This window comes from Pseudomonas sp. CCI1.1, assembly GCF_034348165.1.
GTDB lineage: Bacteria > Pseudomonadota > Gammaproteobacteria > Pseudomonadales > Pseudomonadaceae > Aquipseudomonas > Aquipseudomonas paracarnis.
In genome coordinates this window covers 1940942-1955908 of the sequence record NZ_CP133780.1, presented here as the reverse complement: position 1 = coordinate 1955908, position 14967 = coordinate 1940942, and the positions used below count along the sequence as shown (strand labels likewise).

At 61.1% G+C, this 14967-nt stretch carries 10 protein-coding genes; 5 read left to right on the top strand and 5 right to left on the bottom strand.

The genetic code is table 11. The annotated features are described in order from the left end of the window. The first annotated feature begins 56 nt into the window (after positions 1 to 56). Positions 57 to 1688 (top strand): AMP-binding protein, encoded by a 1632-nt coding sequence (locus RHM69_RS08360; protein ID WP_019819446.1) that lies wholly within the window; start codon positions 57 to 59, stop codon positions 1686 to 1688. Positions 1689 to 2327: 639 nt separating this feature from the next. Here the strand turns inward: RHM69_RS08360 and RHM69_RS08355 are convergent. Genes RHM69_RS08355 through RHM69_RS08345 form a run of 3 tightly spaced genes read right to left on the bottom strand, consistent with a single transcriptional unit; the run spans position 2328 to position 4622 of the window. Continuing rightward, positions 2328 to 3230: a hydroxymethylglutaryl-CoA lyase gene (locus RHM69_RS08355; RefSeq protein ID WP_014718953.1), complete on the bottom strand. Its 903-nt coding sequence runs from the start codon at positions 3228 to 3230 to the stop codon at positions 2328 to 2330. A 16-nt stretch (positions 3231 to 3246) separates the two neighbouring features. Next, on the bottom strand, positions 3247 to 3639 hold the full coding sequence (locus RHM69_RS08350) for a MerR family transcriptional regulator (RefSeq protein WP_003192195.1): 393 nt from the start codon (positions 3637 to 3639) through the stop codon (positions 3247 to 3249). Positions 3640 to 3692: 53 nt separating this feature from the next. Next, on the bottom strand, positions 3693 to 4622 hold the full coding sequence (locus RHM69_RS08345; RefSeq protein ID WP_014718952.1) for a LysR family transcriptional regulator: 930 nt from the start codon (positions 4620 to 4622) through the stop codon (positions 3693 to 3695). Positions 4623 to 4773: 151 nt separating this feature from the next. Between RHM69_RS08345 and RHM69_RS08340 the strand changes: the two genes are divergently transcribed. Then, complete coding sequence (locus RHM69_RS08340) at positions 4774 to 6003, top strand: acyl-CoA dehydrogenase (protein ID WP_014718951.1); 1230 nt, start codon at positions 4774 to 4776, stop codon at positions 6001 to 6003. Between the two features lie 121 nt (positions 6004 to 6124). Here the strand turns inward: RHM69_RS08340 and RHM69_RS08335 are convergent, their stop codons facing one another. Together RHM69_RS08335 and xthA are read right to left on the bottom strand one after the other, a co-directional pair. Beyond that, positions 6125 to 7456 carry a substrate-binding domain-containing protein gene (locus RHM69_RS08335; protein ID WP_166406080.1) on the bottom strand — a complete coding sequence of 444 codons (1332 nt, stop codon included), beginning with the start codon at positions 7454 to 7456 and terminating at the stop codon, positions 6125 to 6127. A 197-nt stretch (positions 7457 to 7653) separates the two neighbouring features. Then, positions 7654 to 8466 carry an exodeoxyribonuclease III gene (xthA, locus tag RHM69_RS08330; RefSeq protein ID WP_038450559.1) on the bottom strand — a complete coding sequence of 271 codons (813 nt, stop codon included), beginning with the start codon at positions 8464 to 8466 and terminating at the stop codon, positions 7654 to 7656. Between the two features lie 166 nt (positions 8467 to 8632). Between xthA and RHM69_RS08325 the strand changes: the two genes are divergently transcribed. The 3 genes from RHM69_RS08325 (at position 8633) to RHM69_RS08315 (ending at position 14761) form a co-directional block, all read left to right on the top strand. Beyond that, complete coding sequence (locus RHM69_RS08325) at positions 8633 to 9283, top strand: GNAT family N-acetyltransferase (RefSeq protein ID WP_020302341.1); 651 nt, start codon at positions 8633 to 8635, stop codon at positions 9281 to 9283. Positions 9284 to 9347: 64 nt separating this feature from the next. Further along, positions 9348 to 11075: an autotransporter assembly complex protein TamA gene (locus tag RHM69_RS08320; RefSeq protein ID WP_014718947.1), complete on the top strand. Its 1728-nt coding sequence runs from the start codon at positions 9348 to 9350 to the stop codon at positions 11073 to 11075. After that, complete coding sequence (locus RHM69_RS08315; RefSeq protein ID WP_200599261.1) at positions 11075 to 14761, top strand: translocation/assembly module TamB domain-containing protein; 3687 nt, start codon at positions 11075 to 11077, stop codon at positions 14759 to 14761. Before RHM69_RS08320 ends, RHM69_RS08315 begins: the two co-directional genes overlap by 1 nt. Positions 14762 to 14967 lie beyond the last annotated feature (206 nt).

The following is a 14967-nucleotide window of genomic DNA, read 5'->3' as shown; positions in this document are numbered from 1 at the left end:
CTGTCAATCGTAGTTTACGTATACGTCAACCTACAAAAAAGATAACAGGGGTCGTTATGGATCAACTGCACCCGAGCTACAGCCGTGGCTCCCAGGACAAGACCTTGCTGGCCATGACCATTGGCCAGGCATTCGATCACACCGTTGCGCAGTATCCAGATGGCGAAGCCTTGGTGGTGCGCCACCAGCAGCGGCGCTACACCTGGCGGCAGCTGGCCGAGACGGTTGAGCTACACGCCCGCGCGTTCCTCGCCCTGGGTATGCAAACCGGTGACCGCCTGGGTATCTGGGCGCCTAACTGTGCCGAGTGGCTGATCTGCCAAGTGGCAAGCGCCAAGCTCGGGGTGATCCTGGTCAATATCAACCCGGCCTATCGCAGCAGCGAATTGGACTACGTGCTCAAACAATCCGGCTGTCAATGGCTGGTGTGCGCCGGCTCGTTCAAAAGCTCCGATTACCACGCCATGCTCCAGGCGCTGAAGCCCGAGCTGCGCGGCCTTCTCAGCCTGGACCCCAGCCCGCCGCCTGAATTCATGCCCTGGTCGCAGTTGGCGGCCCTTGGCGCAGGCGTGCCGCCCGAGCAACTGCAAAGCCGTCAGGCCAGCCTGCATTTCGATCAACCCGTGAATATCCAGTACACCTCCGGCACCACCGGCTTCCCCAAGGGCGCCACCCTCAGTCACCATAACATCCTCAATAACGGTTACATGGTCGGTGAAAGCCTGGGCCTGACGGCAGGGGACCGCCTGGTGATCCCAGTGCCGCTGTACCACTGCTTCGGCATGGTCATGGGCAATCTCGGTTGTATCACCCACGGCACCACCATGATCTACCCCAATGACGGCTTCGACCCGTTGCTGACGCTGAGCGCCGTCGCCGAAGAACAAGCCACCGGCTTATATGGCGTGCCGACTATGTTTATCGCGCTGCTCGATCACCCACGCCGGGCCGAGTTCGAGGTGTCCAGCCTGCGCACCGGGATCATGGCCGGGGCGACATGCCCGATCGAGGTGATGCGTCGGGTCATCCATGAGCTGCACATGGCAGAGGTGCAGATTGCCTATGGCATGACTGAAACCAGCCCGGTGTCGCTGCAGACCGGCGCAGATGACGATATCGAACGGCGTGTCACCACGGTGGGCCGCACCCAACCGCAACTGGAAACCAAGATTGTCGACGAGGCCGGTAACACCGTGGCCCGTGGCGTGATCGGTGAACTGTGCACCCGGGGCTACAGCGTGATGCTGGGTTACTGGAACAACCCTGAAGGCACTCGTGAGGCCATCGACGATGCCGGCTGGATGCATACCGGTGACCTGGCGACCATGGATGAGGAGGGTTACGTGTGCATTGCCGGGCGTAACAAGGACATGATCATTCGTGGGGGGGAGAACGTTTACCCGCGGGAGCTGGAAGAGTTTTTCTTTACTCACCCGGCGGTGGCGGACGTGCAGATCGTTGGCATCCCGGATGAGCGTTATGGCGAAGAGATTGTTGCCTGGATCAAGTTCCATCCCGGTCAGGTGGCCAATGAGTTGGAGTTGTTGAGCTGGTGCAAGGACCGCATCGCCCATTTCAAGACGCCCAGGTATTTCAAGATCGTGGATGAGTTTCCGATGACGGTGACGGGCAAGATTCAGAAATTTCGGATGCGCGAGATTTCCATCCAGGAGCTGCAAGCGCGCTGACAACGTCAAACCCTGGGAGCTGGCTTGCCTGCGATGGCGGCCTGACTGCCGGCCCACATCTACCTGATACCCCGCGAACCTGCTGTGCCACCCAAATAGTGAAACCCAGAAAGCACAAAGGGGACCCGAAGGTCCCCTTTAATTTGTCGTTGCGTGCTCTTTTCTTATTATTGAGGGGCGGCCTGTTGTTGTTTTTGGTAGCCGTGGCCCGTACCGCTTTTTTTTGGCGACCCCCATCCGGGGTCAAGAGCAAACGTATTTTTTTGAACGCTGACCTGCTTCTTCGTAAACGATCCAACCAGTGGGTAGCTACCTGAGGTAGTTTTATTTTTCTCTATCCGGTTGCGGGTTGCGGCATGCCGTACCCTGGGAAGCACATCTTCTCCAAAAAAATCTGTTAGCTGCGTCTCTGCCGTGTTGTTTTTGTTATGTCAGAGTCGTTTCGTCTTATTTTTATTAGGTTTGGCGCTTTTTATTCTTGTTATGCCATAGAGATAGCAGAACGCGTGCCAACTTTTTAAAAGCCTTTAAAATCAACGAGTTGGTTTTTTGTCAGTATTTTCTTTCAGTTTGCACGGCGGATTTTGTTCCCGCGTTACCCGTTATGCCGGGAAGCGGTAACACATTCTCACAGCTGTGCTACTCACCTGCGTTACGCACCTTCGCCACGCGGGAACCCGTAGGCCGTCCCAGCACCTGGCTGATCTGCTGGCCGGCGCCAATCAAGCGTTCCAGGTCGATGCCCGTGTCGATGCCCAGGCCGTTGAGCAGGTACAGCACGTCCTCGGTGGCGACGTTACCGCTGGCGCCTTTGGCGTAAGGGCAGCCGCCCAGGCCTGCGATTGAGCTGTCGAACACCGTGATGCCTTCCAGCAGGCTGGCGTAGATGTTAGCGATGGCCTGCCCGTAGGTGTCATGGAAATGCCCGGCCAGCTTGTCCCGTGGCACTTGGGCGCCGACCACTTCGAACAGGCGCCGGGTAGCGCCCGCCGTGCCGGTACCGATGGTGTCGCCCAGGGACACTTCATAGCAGCCCATGGCATACAGCTCGCGGGCGACGGCCGCCACTTGCTCCGGGGCGATCTCGCCTTCATAGGGGCAACCCAGCACACAGGACACATAACCGCGCACGCTGACGCCGTGCTGCTTGGCGGCGGCCATGATCGGTGCGAAGCGCTCCAGGCTTTCGCTGATGGAACAATTGATATTGCGCTGGGAGAACGCCTCGGACGCCGCCGCAAACACCGCGACTTCCTTGACCCCGGCCGCCAGCGCATCCTCGAACCCACGCAGGTTCGGTGCCAGTGCGCCATAGGTCACGCCGGGCTTGCGCTGGATCTGCGCAAACACTTCGGCTGAACCTGCCATTTGCGGCACCCATTTGGGCGAGACAAAACTACCGACTTCGATATAGCTCAAGCCAGCGGCGCTCAACGCGTCTACCAATCGGACTTTATCCGCCACGCTGATGGGCTGGGCTTCGTTCTGCAAACCGTCGCGCGGGCCGACTTCAACCAGGCGTACGTGGGAGGGGAGGGACATGGCAGTTACCTTCTGTTCAATGGCCGGCTTGGCTGATGGTCTGCGCCAGGGCCTGGGTGCAACGCTCTTCAGCGGTGTCCAGTTCCAGCTTCATCTGTTCGATATCCAGCAGTTGTTGTTCCAGCTGTTCACGGCGTTCGGCGATCTTGGCCAGCATGCTGTTGAGTTGGATCTGGTTGCCGCCGGTGGGGTCGTAGAGTTCGATCAGTTCGCGGCATTCGGCCAGGGAGAAGCCGATGCGCTTGCCACGCAGGATCAGCTTGAGGCTGACCTTGTCCCGCGCCGAGTAAATGCGCTCCTGGCCCCGACGTTCGGGGGCCAGCAGGCCTTGTTCTTCATAGAAACGAATGGCGCGGGTGGTGATGTCGAGCTCGCGGGCGAGGTCGGAGATGCTGTAGGTGGTGCTCATGGCGGTGCTCAAGGAAGTCTTGGCGCTAAGCTAATTGCAGGTTGACGTAAACGTCAAGGCTGCTGGGCTTTCTTTTCCTGGGCCGTCACCTGCTGGCACAACTCGATCATCTGTTCACGCATCCAGCGGTTCGCCGGGTCCTGGTCGGTGCTTTCGTGCCAGTACAAATGGGTTTCCACCGGCGGCACGTTGTTGACCGGCAAATGGAACCAGTGCAGTTCATGACGGCGAGCGAAACGCTCGGGCACGGTCATCACCATGTCGGTCTGTTGCAGCACCTGGGAGGCCATCAGGTAATGCTGGGAACGCAGGGCGATCTTGCGCTGAATGCCCATCTTGCCCAAGGCCAGGTCCACATAGCCCAAACCGTTGCGGCGGCTGGAAATATGGATATGGGTCAGCGACAGGTAATCATCCAGCGTGAATTTATCCTTGCCCGCCATCGGGTGGCCCTTGCGCATGGCACACACGTAGCGGTCTTCCATCAGCTTGACGTGACGCACCTGCGGGTCGGTATTGAGCGGCGCATCCACGGCAAAATCCAGGCGCCCGGCGGCCAGTTCCTTGGTGGTTTCGCGGCGTTTGGACAGGAAACTCTCGATCACCACGGTCGGCGCCAGGCGACGCAGGCGCTGGAACAGCAGCGGCAGGATCACGGCCTCGGTCAGGTCGGTCATGCTGATGCGGTAGGTCTTGGCCGCCTGCTGCGGGTTGAAGATGCGGCTTTCCTGCACCGACACGCGCAACAACGACAACGCATTGCGCACCGGGCCGATAATATTCTGCGCCATGGGCGTGGGCACCATGCCTTGGGCGGTGCGCACGAACAGCGGGTCGTTGAAGGTCTCGCGCAACCGTGCCAGGGCGTTGGACACCGCCGGCTGGGTGATACCGACGATCTGCCCGGCGCGGGTCAGGTTGGCTTCGGTGTAGATCGCATCAAAGACGATGAAGAGGTTGAGATCGACCTTGCTCAGATTCATTTCGTTGCGCTCTTATTGTGAGGTGCTCATACGCCGATCATATATCGGTGATGAATGTTAATACACGGCGAGAATAGGCTAGGTAAATTATGAGCGCTGTTCTAGCATCGAATGCATGACCTAAACAACCTCTCAGAGAAGGGAGCTGCTCATGGATTTCGCCTATTCGCCCAAGGTTCAGGAACTGCGTGAACGCGTCACTGCGTTCATGGACGCTTATGTCTACCCAGCCGAACCGGTGTTCGAACGCCAAGTCAGCGAAGGTGATCGCTGGCAGCCCACGGCAATCATGGAAGAGCTCAAGGCCAAGGCGAAGGCCGAGGGCTTGTGGAACCTGTTCCTGCCGGAATCCGAACTGGGCGCCGGCCTGAGCAACCTGGAATACGCACCCTTGGCGGAAATCATGGGCCGCTCGTTGCTGGGCCCGGAGCCATTCAACTGCTCCGCTCCCGACACCGGCAATATGGAAGTGCTGGTGCGCTACGCCAACGAAGAACAGAAGCAGCGTTGGCTCGAACCCTTGCTGCGCGGCGAGATTCGCTCGGCTTTTGCCATGACCGAACCGGACGTGGCGTCCTCGGACGCCACCAACATGGCCGCCCGCGCCGAACGCCAGGGCGACGAGTGGGTGATCAACGGCAAGAAGTGGTGGACCTCCGGCGCCTGCGACCCGCGCTGCAAGATCCTGATCTTCATGGGCCTGAGCAACCCCGATGCACCGCGTCACCAGCAGCACTCGATGATCCTGGTGCCGGTCGATACCCCAGGTGTGAAAATCCTGCGGCCGCTGCCGGTATTCGGTTACGACGATGCGCCCCACGGCCATGCCGAAGTGCTGTTCGACAATGTGCGCGTGCCTTATGAAAACGTGTTGCTGGGCGAAGGCCGTGGCTTCGAGATCGCCCAGGGCCGCCTTGGCCCTGGCCGTATCCACCACTGCATGCGTTCGGTCGGCATGGCCGAACGCGCATTGGAGTTGATGTGCAAACGCTCGGTCAGCCGCACTGCCTTCGGCAAGCCTTTGGCGCGATTGGGCGGCAATATCGACAAGATCGCCGACTCACGCATGGAAATTGACATGGCGCGCCTGTTGACCTTGAAAGCGGCGTACATGATGGACACCGTGGGTAACAAAGTGGCGAAAAGCGAAATCGCCCAGATCAAGGTGGTGGCGCCGAATGTGGCCTTGAAGGTCATCGACCGCGCGATCCAGATGCACGGCGGCGCCGGGGTGTCCAATGATTTTCCGCTGGCCTATATGTACGCCATGCAACGCACCCTGCGCCTGGCCGACGGCCCGGACGAAGTGCACCGTGCGGCGATTGGCAAGTTCGAGATTGGCAAATATGTGCCGCGGGAATTGATGCGCGGCGGGCAGTAACACCGATGATCGTTCCCACGCTCTGCGTGGGAACGCCTCCCGTGACGCTCTGCGTCACCCTCTCAAGAGCGGACGCGGAGCGTCCAGAGCGGCATTCCCACGCGGAGCGTGGGAACGATCTTCAGTACACCCAAACCTCCACTCGCCGATTCTTGATCCGGCCTTCATCCGCAGTATTGGCCGCCACCGGCATCTGCGCGCCAAACCCGCGAATATCCTTGAGCACCACGCCGCTCTTGACCAGCTCTCGGCGCACTGCCATCGCCCGCAACTTCGATAGCAGCGCCGCACGTTGCGGATCATTCTTGGTATCGCCAAACCCCACCAGCGTCACCTGTTTATTCAGCTTGCCGTGGCTTCTGATATAGGCGACCACCCGCTGCACATCCTGGCGCGCTTTATTGTCGAGGCTGGCGCTGCCCTCGTCGAAGCGAAAATTCACCGTCAGGCGCTGAGCGTCTCGGGCGATGGCCTGGTAGTCGTCGGGCATCGGCGGGCGCGGCGCGACACCGATCGCTTGCACCTGCTGGGCGATGAAGCCATTGGCAGCCACAATCGCCTGGCCCTTGCTGCCTTGGGAAAACTCCACCAACGCCTTGGCCCATGGGTTGCGGGAAGAGGGCGGCAAGTAGAAGAACAGCCGACGTGACAGCGGGTAATCCTCGGTGGCGATCAGGCTGGTCAGCGGCAACATCGGTTGCGAGTCGCCGTCGACAATCGCCAGCGCCTTGGCCTGGCGCACAGAGGGCAGGCCGATAAAACCGATGCCCTGGGGGTCCTGGCTCACCGCATCGGACAGCTGTTCGCTGGATTCAAAGCGCTTGGCCGAGGGTGCAAGCGGTTGGCCGCGGCGGCTCAGCACCAGTTCGCGGAAGGTGTCGAAGGTGCCGGATTGATCATCCCGGGCATATAAATGAATGGGCCCGCCTGTACCTCCCAGCGCCTCCCAGGTGCTGACCTCGCCGTTGAAGATCTGCGCCAATTGCTCGGTGTTCAGCGTACCGAGCGGGTTGCGCGGGTTAACGATGATTGCCAGGCCATCGATGGCGATCACATGCTCGGCGCCTGGGCTTTTCAAGTCCCCCAGGGGGTCGAGGTCCACCAGCTCGCTGTCGTTGATCGGGCGGGACGCTGCGGCGAGGTCGGCGCGGTTGTTTTTCAGCGCCGCAAAGCCGGTGCTGGAACCGTGGGCCGCGACCTCGATCGTGACCGTCTGGCCTTGGCGTGTCTTGCCGACCACGCGCTGCTCATTCACCCCGGCACCCGGTTCAGCACGCACATCCTGCAAGCCCTGATACTCCATCAAGCCTTTGACCAGCGCCGGGCCGAGTGCCGCGCCGATGGTGTTGGAGCCCTGGATGCGAAGGGCCGGGCCTTGGTCGGGAATGGACAGAGGGGCCGCCACGGCGGGGAGTGCGATTGCAAAACACAGGAACAGAACGCGCAGCATCATGCCGGCACCTTCTCAAGCCAAGGGAGTGCCGGGAGATTAAGTCAGTTGGATTGCAGTCATATGACCAACACAACACAAATCAACTGTGGGAGCTGGCTTGCCTGCGAAAGCGTGAGTGCAGCAGCAGGTGCGGTGACTGACACACCGCCTTCGCGGGCAAGCCCGCTCCCACATTCAGATCTTCACCAAGCCAACTGTCAGCTCAGTTCCAACCAGATCGGCGCATGGTCCGACGGTTTCTCCAGCCCACGCAAATCATAATCCACCCCGGCGTCCTTGACCCGTGGCACCAACCCGGTGGACGCCAAGATCACGTCGATGCGCAGCCCGCGCTTGGGCTCGTCCTCAAAGCCACGGCTGCGGTAATCGAACCAACTGAAACGGTCGGTCACGTCCGGGTTGAGGTGGCGGAAGCTGTCGACCAGGCCCCAGTTCTTCAAGCGTGCCATCCACTCGCGTTCTTCCGGCAGGAAGCTGCACTTGCCGGTTTTCAGCCAGCGCTTGGCGTTGTCGGCGCCAATGCCGATGTCGCAGTCCTCTGGGGAAATGTTCACGTCGCCCATCACCACCAGTGCCTGGTCATTGCTGAACTGGGTTTCCAGCAAGTGCTGCAAGTCTGCATAGAAGCGCTGTTTGGCCGGGAACTTGGTTGGGTGGTCGCGGCTTTCGCCCTGGGGGAAGTAGCCGTTCATGATGGTCACTGGGTGGCCGTTTTCATCGGCGAAGGTGCCCCAGATAAACCGGCGTTGGGCATCTTCTTCATCGCTGGCAAAACCTTTGTGCATGCTCAAGGCCGGCTGGCGCGAGAGCAGCGCCACGCCGTAATGGCCTTTCTGCCCGTGGTAGTACACGTGATAACCCAGGGCCTGCACTTCAGCCAACGGGAACTGATCATCGTGGACCTTGGTTTCCTGCAAACCGATCACGTCCGGTTGATGCTTTTCAATCAGCGCCGCCAACTGATGAGGGCGAGCACGCAGCCCGTTGATATTGAAGGAGACGATTTTCATGGTCGGCAGTCCAGTCTGGCAAAAGGGCGATGCTAGCCGACAAGTCGGACGGGGGCCAGCGTGGCGGTAGGGTGAATGCGCTGCTAAGGTGGGAACGACTGGAGCTGTGCAGGTTCGTACCCATAAGAACGCCATGTTTGAGTGGCGCCCAGGGAGATTGATTGTTATGCCAGACACTTCGACGGCCACTGCCGAAATCCGCCTGCTCAATAGCGGCTACTCCCGTGAAGCGCGATCCCTGCTGTACCAGGCGTATCGCCATGAGCCGACCTTCGCCTACATCTTCGAAGCCGAGCGGCCGGGCTATGAGCAGCGAGTACGTGCCACCGTGCGCGAACTGGTCAAGCAGCATTTCTTCCAGAAACTTCCGGCCATCGGCCTGTTCGTCAACGACCGGCTGATCGGCATCGCCCTGATTGCACCGCCGCAACGGCGCCTGGGCATCACCGAAAGCTGGGCCTGGCAGATCCGCATGTGGCTGAGCACGGGCGTGCGCGGTACGCGGCGTTATCTGGAATACCATCATGCCGTCATGGCGTGCCTGCCCCACGAGTCTGTGCATGTGCTGCCGTTGCTGGGCATTCACCCGCAGTTTCAGGGCAAGCACCATGGTGAGCAGTTGCTGGAAGCGGTACACAATTGGTGTGCCGACGACCCGCATTCATCCGGCGTGGTGCTCGACACCGGCAACTCCCGTTACCTGGATTTCTACAAGCGCCAGGGCTATGAGGAAATCGGCGAAGTCGCCGTAGGGCCGGTGCGCGAGCATGTGTTTTACCATCCCAATCCCCAGGCGTTACATCCTGCAACGGCTTAGAACAGAATTATTCAGACTAATCCTGGTTCAAAGTTCCTCCCTCGCTCGTGTAGCATCCGCGCCTATGAAGTTTCCAGGAAGATTTACCAGCGGCTTGATTCTGCTGTTCACAAGCTGCGGCGCATTGGCGCAAAGCGAACTGGACGTGCGGATCAAACCCTCAAACGACGCGCTGAAAGCCAACATCGAAGGCTATATCGGCGGTGTGGGCGATCGTGATGAAGAAGCCTTGCTGCGGTTCAGCCGTGGCGCCGAGGAGCAGGCGCGCAAAGCCGCGCAGGCCTTGGGCTACTATCAGCCACAGATTGCCAGCGAGGTGAAGGGCGGCAAGAACCCGCGCCTGACCCTCACCATCGACCCCGGCGAACCGGTGCATTTGCGCAACGTGACTCTGCGGGTCGATGGCCCGGCTGCGAGCCTCAAGGCCTTTCGCGTGCCCGCCAGCGACGACCTCAAATCCGGCGCCGTGCTCAACCACGGCCATTACGAAGACGCCAAGCGCCTGATCCAGAACCAGGCCTCGCGCTACGGTTTTTTCAGCGGGCGCTTCACCAGCCAGAAACTTGCCGTAGACCCTCAAGCGGGCGTGGCCGACATCGAACTCATTTACGACAGCGGCCCGCGCTACAGCATGGGCAAGGTCAGCTTTACGGGCGACACGCCCTTTGATGAAGAGCTGTTGCAGCGCATGGTGCCGTTCAAACCCGGCACGCCCTATGACTCCGAACTGGTCGCCGAACTCAATCAGAACCTGCAAGCCAGCGGCTTCTTTGAAGGCGTGCGCGTCGACGCCAGCCCCACCGCCGCCACCGATGACGTGATCCCGGTGGCGGTGCAACTGGACACCCGCAAGCCGCGCACCATGGGCCTGGGCCTGGGTTACTCCACCGACGTCGGCCCACGGGGCAAAGCCAACTGGACGCGCCATTGGGTCAACCCCCAGGGCCACAGTTATGGCTGGGAAGCCGAACTGTCGGCGCCGCGGCAGAACGTCGGGCTGTGGTACGACATCCCGCTCGACCCGCCGCTCACCGACAAACTGCGCTTTGCCGGCGGCTATCAGAATGAAGAGATCGCCAACACCGACACCTTGAGCAAGTTGCTCACCATCGGCCCCGAATGGCACAGCAAGTTGCCCAGTGGCTGGACGCGTGTGATCTCCCTTAAGTACCAACGCGAGGAATACCGCCTGGGCAATGACTCGGGCCTGAGTAACCTGCTGATGCCTGGCGTGAGCTATTCCTACCTGCGCAGTGACAACCGCATCGACCCGCACCATGGCTACCGCCTGATGTTCGACACCAAGGTCGCCAAAGAGGGGCTGGGGTCTGACACCAACCTGCTTTACGGCACGGCCACCGTCAAAGGCCTGACCACCTTGTGGGACAACCACCGCTTTCTGGGGCGTGCACAATTTGGCGGCAGTGCCACCAACGGCTACAAATCCGTGCCGCCGTCGTTGCGCTTCTTCGCCGGTGGTGACCAGAGCGTGCGCGGTTACGAGTACCAGACGCTGTCGCCCGAGAACGATAGGGGCGACCGCATCGGTGGCCGCTACATGGTGGCCTTGAGCGCCGAGTATCAATATTCCATCACCGACAAATGGCGTATCGCGACTTTTATCGACCAGGGCAACTCGTTTAACAACCTCGACCTGCCGAGCCTGAAAACCGGCGTGGGCGTCGGCGTGCGCTGGGTCTCCCCGGTGGGGCCGATTCGCCTCGACCTGGCCCATGCCCTCGAAGATCCGGGCGGCGTTCGCTTGCACTTTTCCATGGGGCCTGAGCTGTGATGCGTGGTTTGAAAATAGCGGGGCTGGCGCTGTTCGCCATCCTCGCCTTGCTGTTGTTGGCGCTGTGTTCAGTGCTTGGCACCCAGGCGGGCAGTCGCTGGGCCTTGGGCCAGGTGCCAGGTTTGAGCGTGGAAAATTTCCAGGGGCGTCTGGACGGGCAGTGGAGCGCCGACCATCTGCTGTGGCAGCAGGATGGCAGCCGCGTCGAGTTGAATGCGCCAAAGTTTGACTGGTCGCCCGGCTGCCTGCTTCGCATGACCCTTTGCATCGACCAATTGGATGTGGAACAGGTCAGCCTGGAATTTGCGCCCAGTACCGACGAAAGCAGCAGCGGTCCGATCCAATTGCCTGAGCTCAAGCTGCCGGTTGCGATCCAGTTGGGCGATGTGCGCATCGGTCGCCTGCTGTTCAACGGCAGCGAAGAACTCAAGGGCCTGCAACTGGCGGCGCATTGGACTGGCGCCGGTATGCAGATCGACTCGGTACATTTACAACGCGACGACCTGGTGCTGGACCTCGCCGGCCTGCTGCAACCCACCGGCGACTGGCCGCTGAACGCCACCGGCAACCTCAGCCTGCCCTACGCCCCAGGCGGTGTTCCCTGGAGCGTTGTGCTCAAGATCGATGGCGACCTGCTCAAGACCCTCAAGCTCGACGCCGACAGCAGCGGCTACCTGCCCGCCAAGCTCACTGGCGAGCTGCAACCCCTGGTGGAAAACCTGCCGGCGCAGGTGCACATCACCTCCGAATCGTTCAAACCCAGCGCAGACCTGCCCGATACCCTGCAACTCAACCAACTGGACCTGAGCGCCAAAGGTGACCTGAGCAATGGTTACCAATTGCTGGGTAAAGCCGTGCTACCGGCCGAAAAAGGCCCGGTGGATTTACTGCTCAAGGGCAAGGTTGACGCCAAGGGCGCGCAGGTCGCCGGTCTGGACCTGACGGCCGGCGACAAGCAAAGCCTCAAGCTCAGTGCCAACCTGGACTGGCAGCAAGGCTTCAGCGCGGACGCCAAGATCGACTGGCTGGATTTTCCCTGGCACCGCCTCTATCCGGTCATCGACGAACCGCAAGTGGCCTTGCGCACCTTCAACGGTGAAATCTCCTATAAAGACGGCAACTACCTGGGCAATCTCAAGGCTGACCTCGACGGCCCGGCGGGCAAGTTCAATGTGGTCACGCCCTTCAGTGGCGACCTCAAGCAGGTCTTCCTGCCTGAGCTGAAACTGAGTGCCGGCCAAGGCAAGGCCGAAGGCCACCTGAACCTGCAATTTGCCGACGGCATTGCCTGGGACACCGCCTTGGATCTGTCAGCGCTGAACCCCGCCTACTGGGTCGCAGAGCTGCCCGGCACCCTGGCCGGACCGCTGCGCAGCAAAGGCGAGTTCAAGAGCGAACAGCTCAAGCTCAACGCAGACCTGGACCTCAAGGGGCGCCTGCGCGGGCAAACCGCTGTGTTGGCGGCCAAGGCCGAAGGTGCAGGCGAACAATGGACCCTCGCCAACCTGGACATCCGCCTGGGCGACAACCGCATCAACGGCAGCGGCAGCCTGCAACAGCGTCTGGCCGGGCAGATCGACATCAAGCTGGCGCGCCTGGCCCAGCTGTGGCCGCAACTGCGCGGGCAAGTCAACGGGCGTGTCGAGGTGGCCGGCACCTTGAAAGCCCCTCAAGGCAAGCTCGACCTCAAGGGCCAGCAACTGGCCTTTGCCGACAACCGCCTGCAAAGCCTCAACCTGGACGCCAACCTCGATAGCGCCCAACGCGCCAAGCTCGACCTCAAGGCCAGCGGCATTCAAAGCGGCGAGACGCAAGTTGGCAACCTCACCGCCAGCGCCCAGGGCGATATCAAGAGCCAGAAGGTCCAACTGGCCCTGACTGGCCCGCTGGTCAAGCTGGCCCTGGCATTGGATGGCAACCTCGACAAAGACAACTGGCGCGGGCGCCTGGCCAGCGGCGACGTGCAAGCCGGTGGCCAGGACTGGCGGCTGCAAGCCCCGGCAAAAATCGAGCGCCTGGCCGATGGCAAGCTGACCTTTGGCGCGCACTGCTGGGTCTCCGGCGGCGCCAGCCTGTGTGGTGAAGACCAGCGCCTGATGCCCGAGCCGAAGTTGCGTTACCACCTCAAGCAATTCCCCCTCGACAGCCTCGCGGGGTTCTTGCCCAAAGACTTCGCCTGGCAGGGCAGGCTCAACGCCGATGTGCAATTGGACCTGCCCCAGAGCGGCCCAAAAGGTGTGGTCGCGGTGGACGCCAGTGGCGGCACCCTGCGCGTGCGCGACAAGGGCCAGTGGCTGGATTTCCCCTACGACACCCTGAAACTGGAAACCACTCTCAACCCCAAGCGCATCGACACCCAGCTGAATTTCCGTGGCGGCAAGCTCGGCGAGCTGTTGTTGCAGGCGCAGATCAACCCGTTGCCGAACAACAAGCCGATCACTGGCACGTTCAGCCTCACCGGCCTGGACCTCGCCGTCGCGCGGCCCTTTGTGCCGATGGTGGAAACGCTCAACGGCAAACTCAACGGCAATGGCCGTATCTCCGGCGGCTTGCTCGCGCCCCTGGTCAACGGCAACCTGAACCTTGTGGACGGCGAAGTCTCCGGGCCGGAACTGCCCATCAGCCTCGAGGGCCTGAACCTGCAGGCGCAAATCGCCGGCGAAAGCGTGCAGCTCAACGGCGGCTGGCGCAGCGGCAAGGCCGGGCAGGGCAGCCTCACGGGGCAGATCGGCTGGGGCCGTGCCCTGGTGGTTGACCTCAGCCTCAAAGGCTCGCAACTGCCGGTCGCCGTGGAGCCCTACGCCAAGCTGGAAGTGGCCCCCGACCTGAAGATCAGCCTCAAGGACGACAAGCTGGCGATTGCCGGTAAAGTCCACATCCCCCGTGGCGACATCACCGTACGCGAACTGCCGCCTTCGACGGTCAAGGTGTCCGACGACACCGTGATCATCGGCAGCCAGACCGAAGAGGGCAAAGCGCCGATGGCCATGGCCATGGATATCGACGTGGAGGTAGGCGAAGACCAGCTCAACTTCGCCGGCTTCGGCCTCACCGCCAAGGTCCAGGGCCATGTGCATATCGGCGACAACATGGACACCCGCGGCGAGCTGTGGCTCAACGACGGCCGCTACCGCGCCTACGGCCAACGCCTCAACGTGCGCCGTGCACGGCTGTTGTTTGCCGGGCCGCTGGACCAACCGTTCCTGGATATCGAAGCTGTGCGCGTGGTGGTCGAATCGTCGCGCACCGTGACCGCTGGGATTCGCCTGAGCGGCAGCGCCGAACAACCCACCACGCAGATCTTTTCCGAGCCGGCCATGGCCCAGGAAGATGCATTGTCGTACCTGGTGCTGGGCCGTTCGCGCACCAACACCGGCGAAGACAACAACATGCTCGCCGAAGCAGCCCTGGGCCTGGGTTTGATGGGCAGCGCGGGGGTGACCTCGGATATCGCCAATAAGCTGGGGATTCAGGACTTTGATCTGGACACCCAAGGCACTGGCAACAGTACGGCGGTGGTGGCCAGCGGCAAGATCAACGAGAAGCTCAGCCTGCGTTATGGGGTAGGGGTGTTCGAGCCGGCCAATACCATTGCCTTGCGCTACCTGCTGAGCAAGAAGGTGTACCTGGAAGTGGCGACGGGTGTGGCAAGCTCTCTGGATATCTTCTACAAGCGCGATTTCTGACCGGTATCCGGTAAAAATGTGGGCGGGGGCTTGCCCCCGATAGCGGTGGGTCAGCTACAAACAAGTTGACTGACATACTGTTATCGGGGGCAAGCACCCTCCCACATTTTGGTTTTCATTTCACTCCAGCCTTCGACCAACTACCAAGCAACCTAATTATTCCATTTGACATTCGCTGCCTAAGCAGTAACATCCCGTCACACATT

Coding starts and splice junctions, on each gene's coding strand:
- RHM69_RS08335 (WP_166406080.1), bottom strand. CDS start 7,456: ATGATGCTGCGCGTTCTGTTCCTGTGTTTTGCAATCGCACTCCCCGCC.
- RHM69_RS08320 (WP_014718947.1), top strand. CDS start 9,348: ATGAAGTTTCCAGGAAGATTTACCAGCGGCTTGATTCTGCTGTTCACA.
- RHM69_RS08355 (WP_014718953.1), bottom strand. CDS start 3,230: ATGTCCCTCCCCTCCCACGTACGCCTGGTTGAAGTCGGCCCGCGCGAC.
- RHM69_RS08340 (WP_014718951.1), top strand. CDS start 4,774: ATGGATTTCGCCTATTCGCCCAAGGTTCAGGAACTGCGTGAACGCGTC.
- RHM69_RS08315 (WP_200599261.1), top strand. CDS start 11,075: ATGCGTGGTTTGAAAATAGCGGGGCTGGCGCTGTTCGCCATCCTCGCC.
- xthA (WP_038450559.1), bottom strand. CDS start 8,466: ATGAAAATCGTCTCCTTCAATATCAACGGGCTGCGTGCTCGCCCTCAT.
- RHM69_RS08360 (WP_019819446.1), top strand. CDS start 57: ATGGATCAACTGCACCCGAGCTACAGCCGTGGCTCCCAGGACAAGACC.
- RHM69_RS08350 (WP_003192195.1), bottom strand. CDS start 3,639: ATGAGCACCACCTACAGCATCTCCGACCTCGCCCGCGAGCTCGACATC.
- RHM69_RS08325 (WP_020302341.1), top strand. CDS start 8,633: ATGCCAGACACTTCGACGGCCACTGCCGAAATCCGCCTGCTCAATAGC.
- RHM69_RS08345 (WP_014718952.1), bottom strand. CDS start 4,622: ATGAATCTGAGCAAGGTCGATCTCAACCTCTTCATCGTCTTTGATGCG.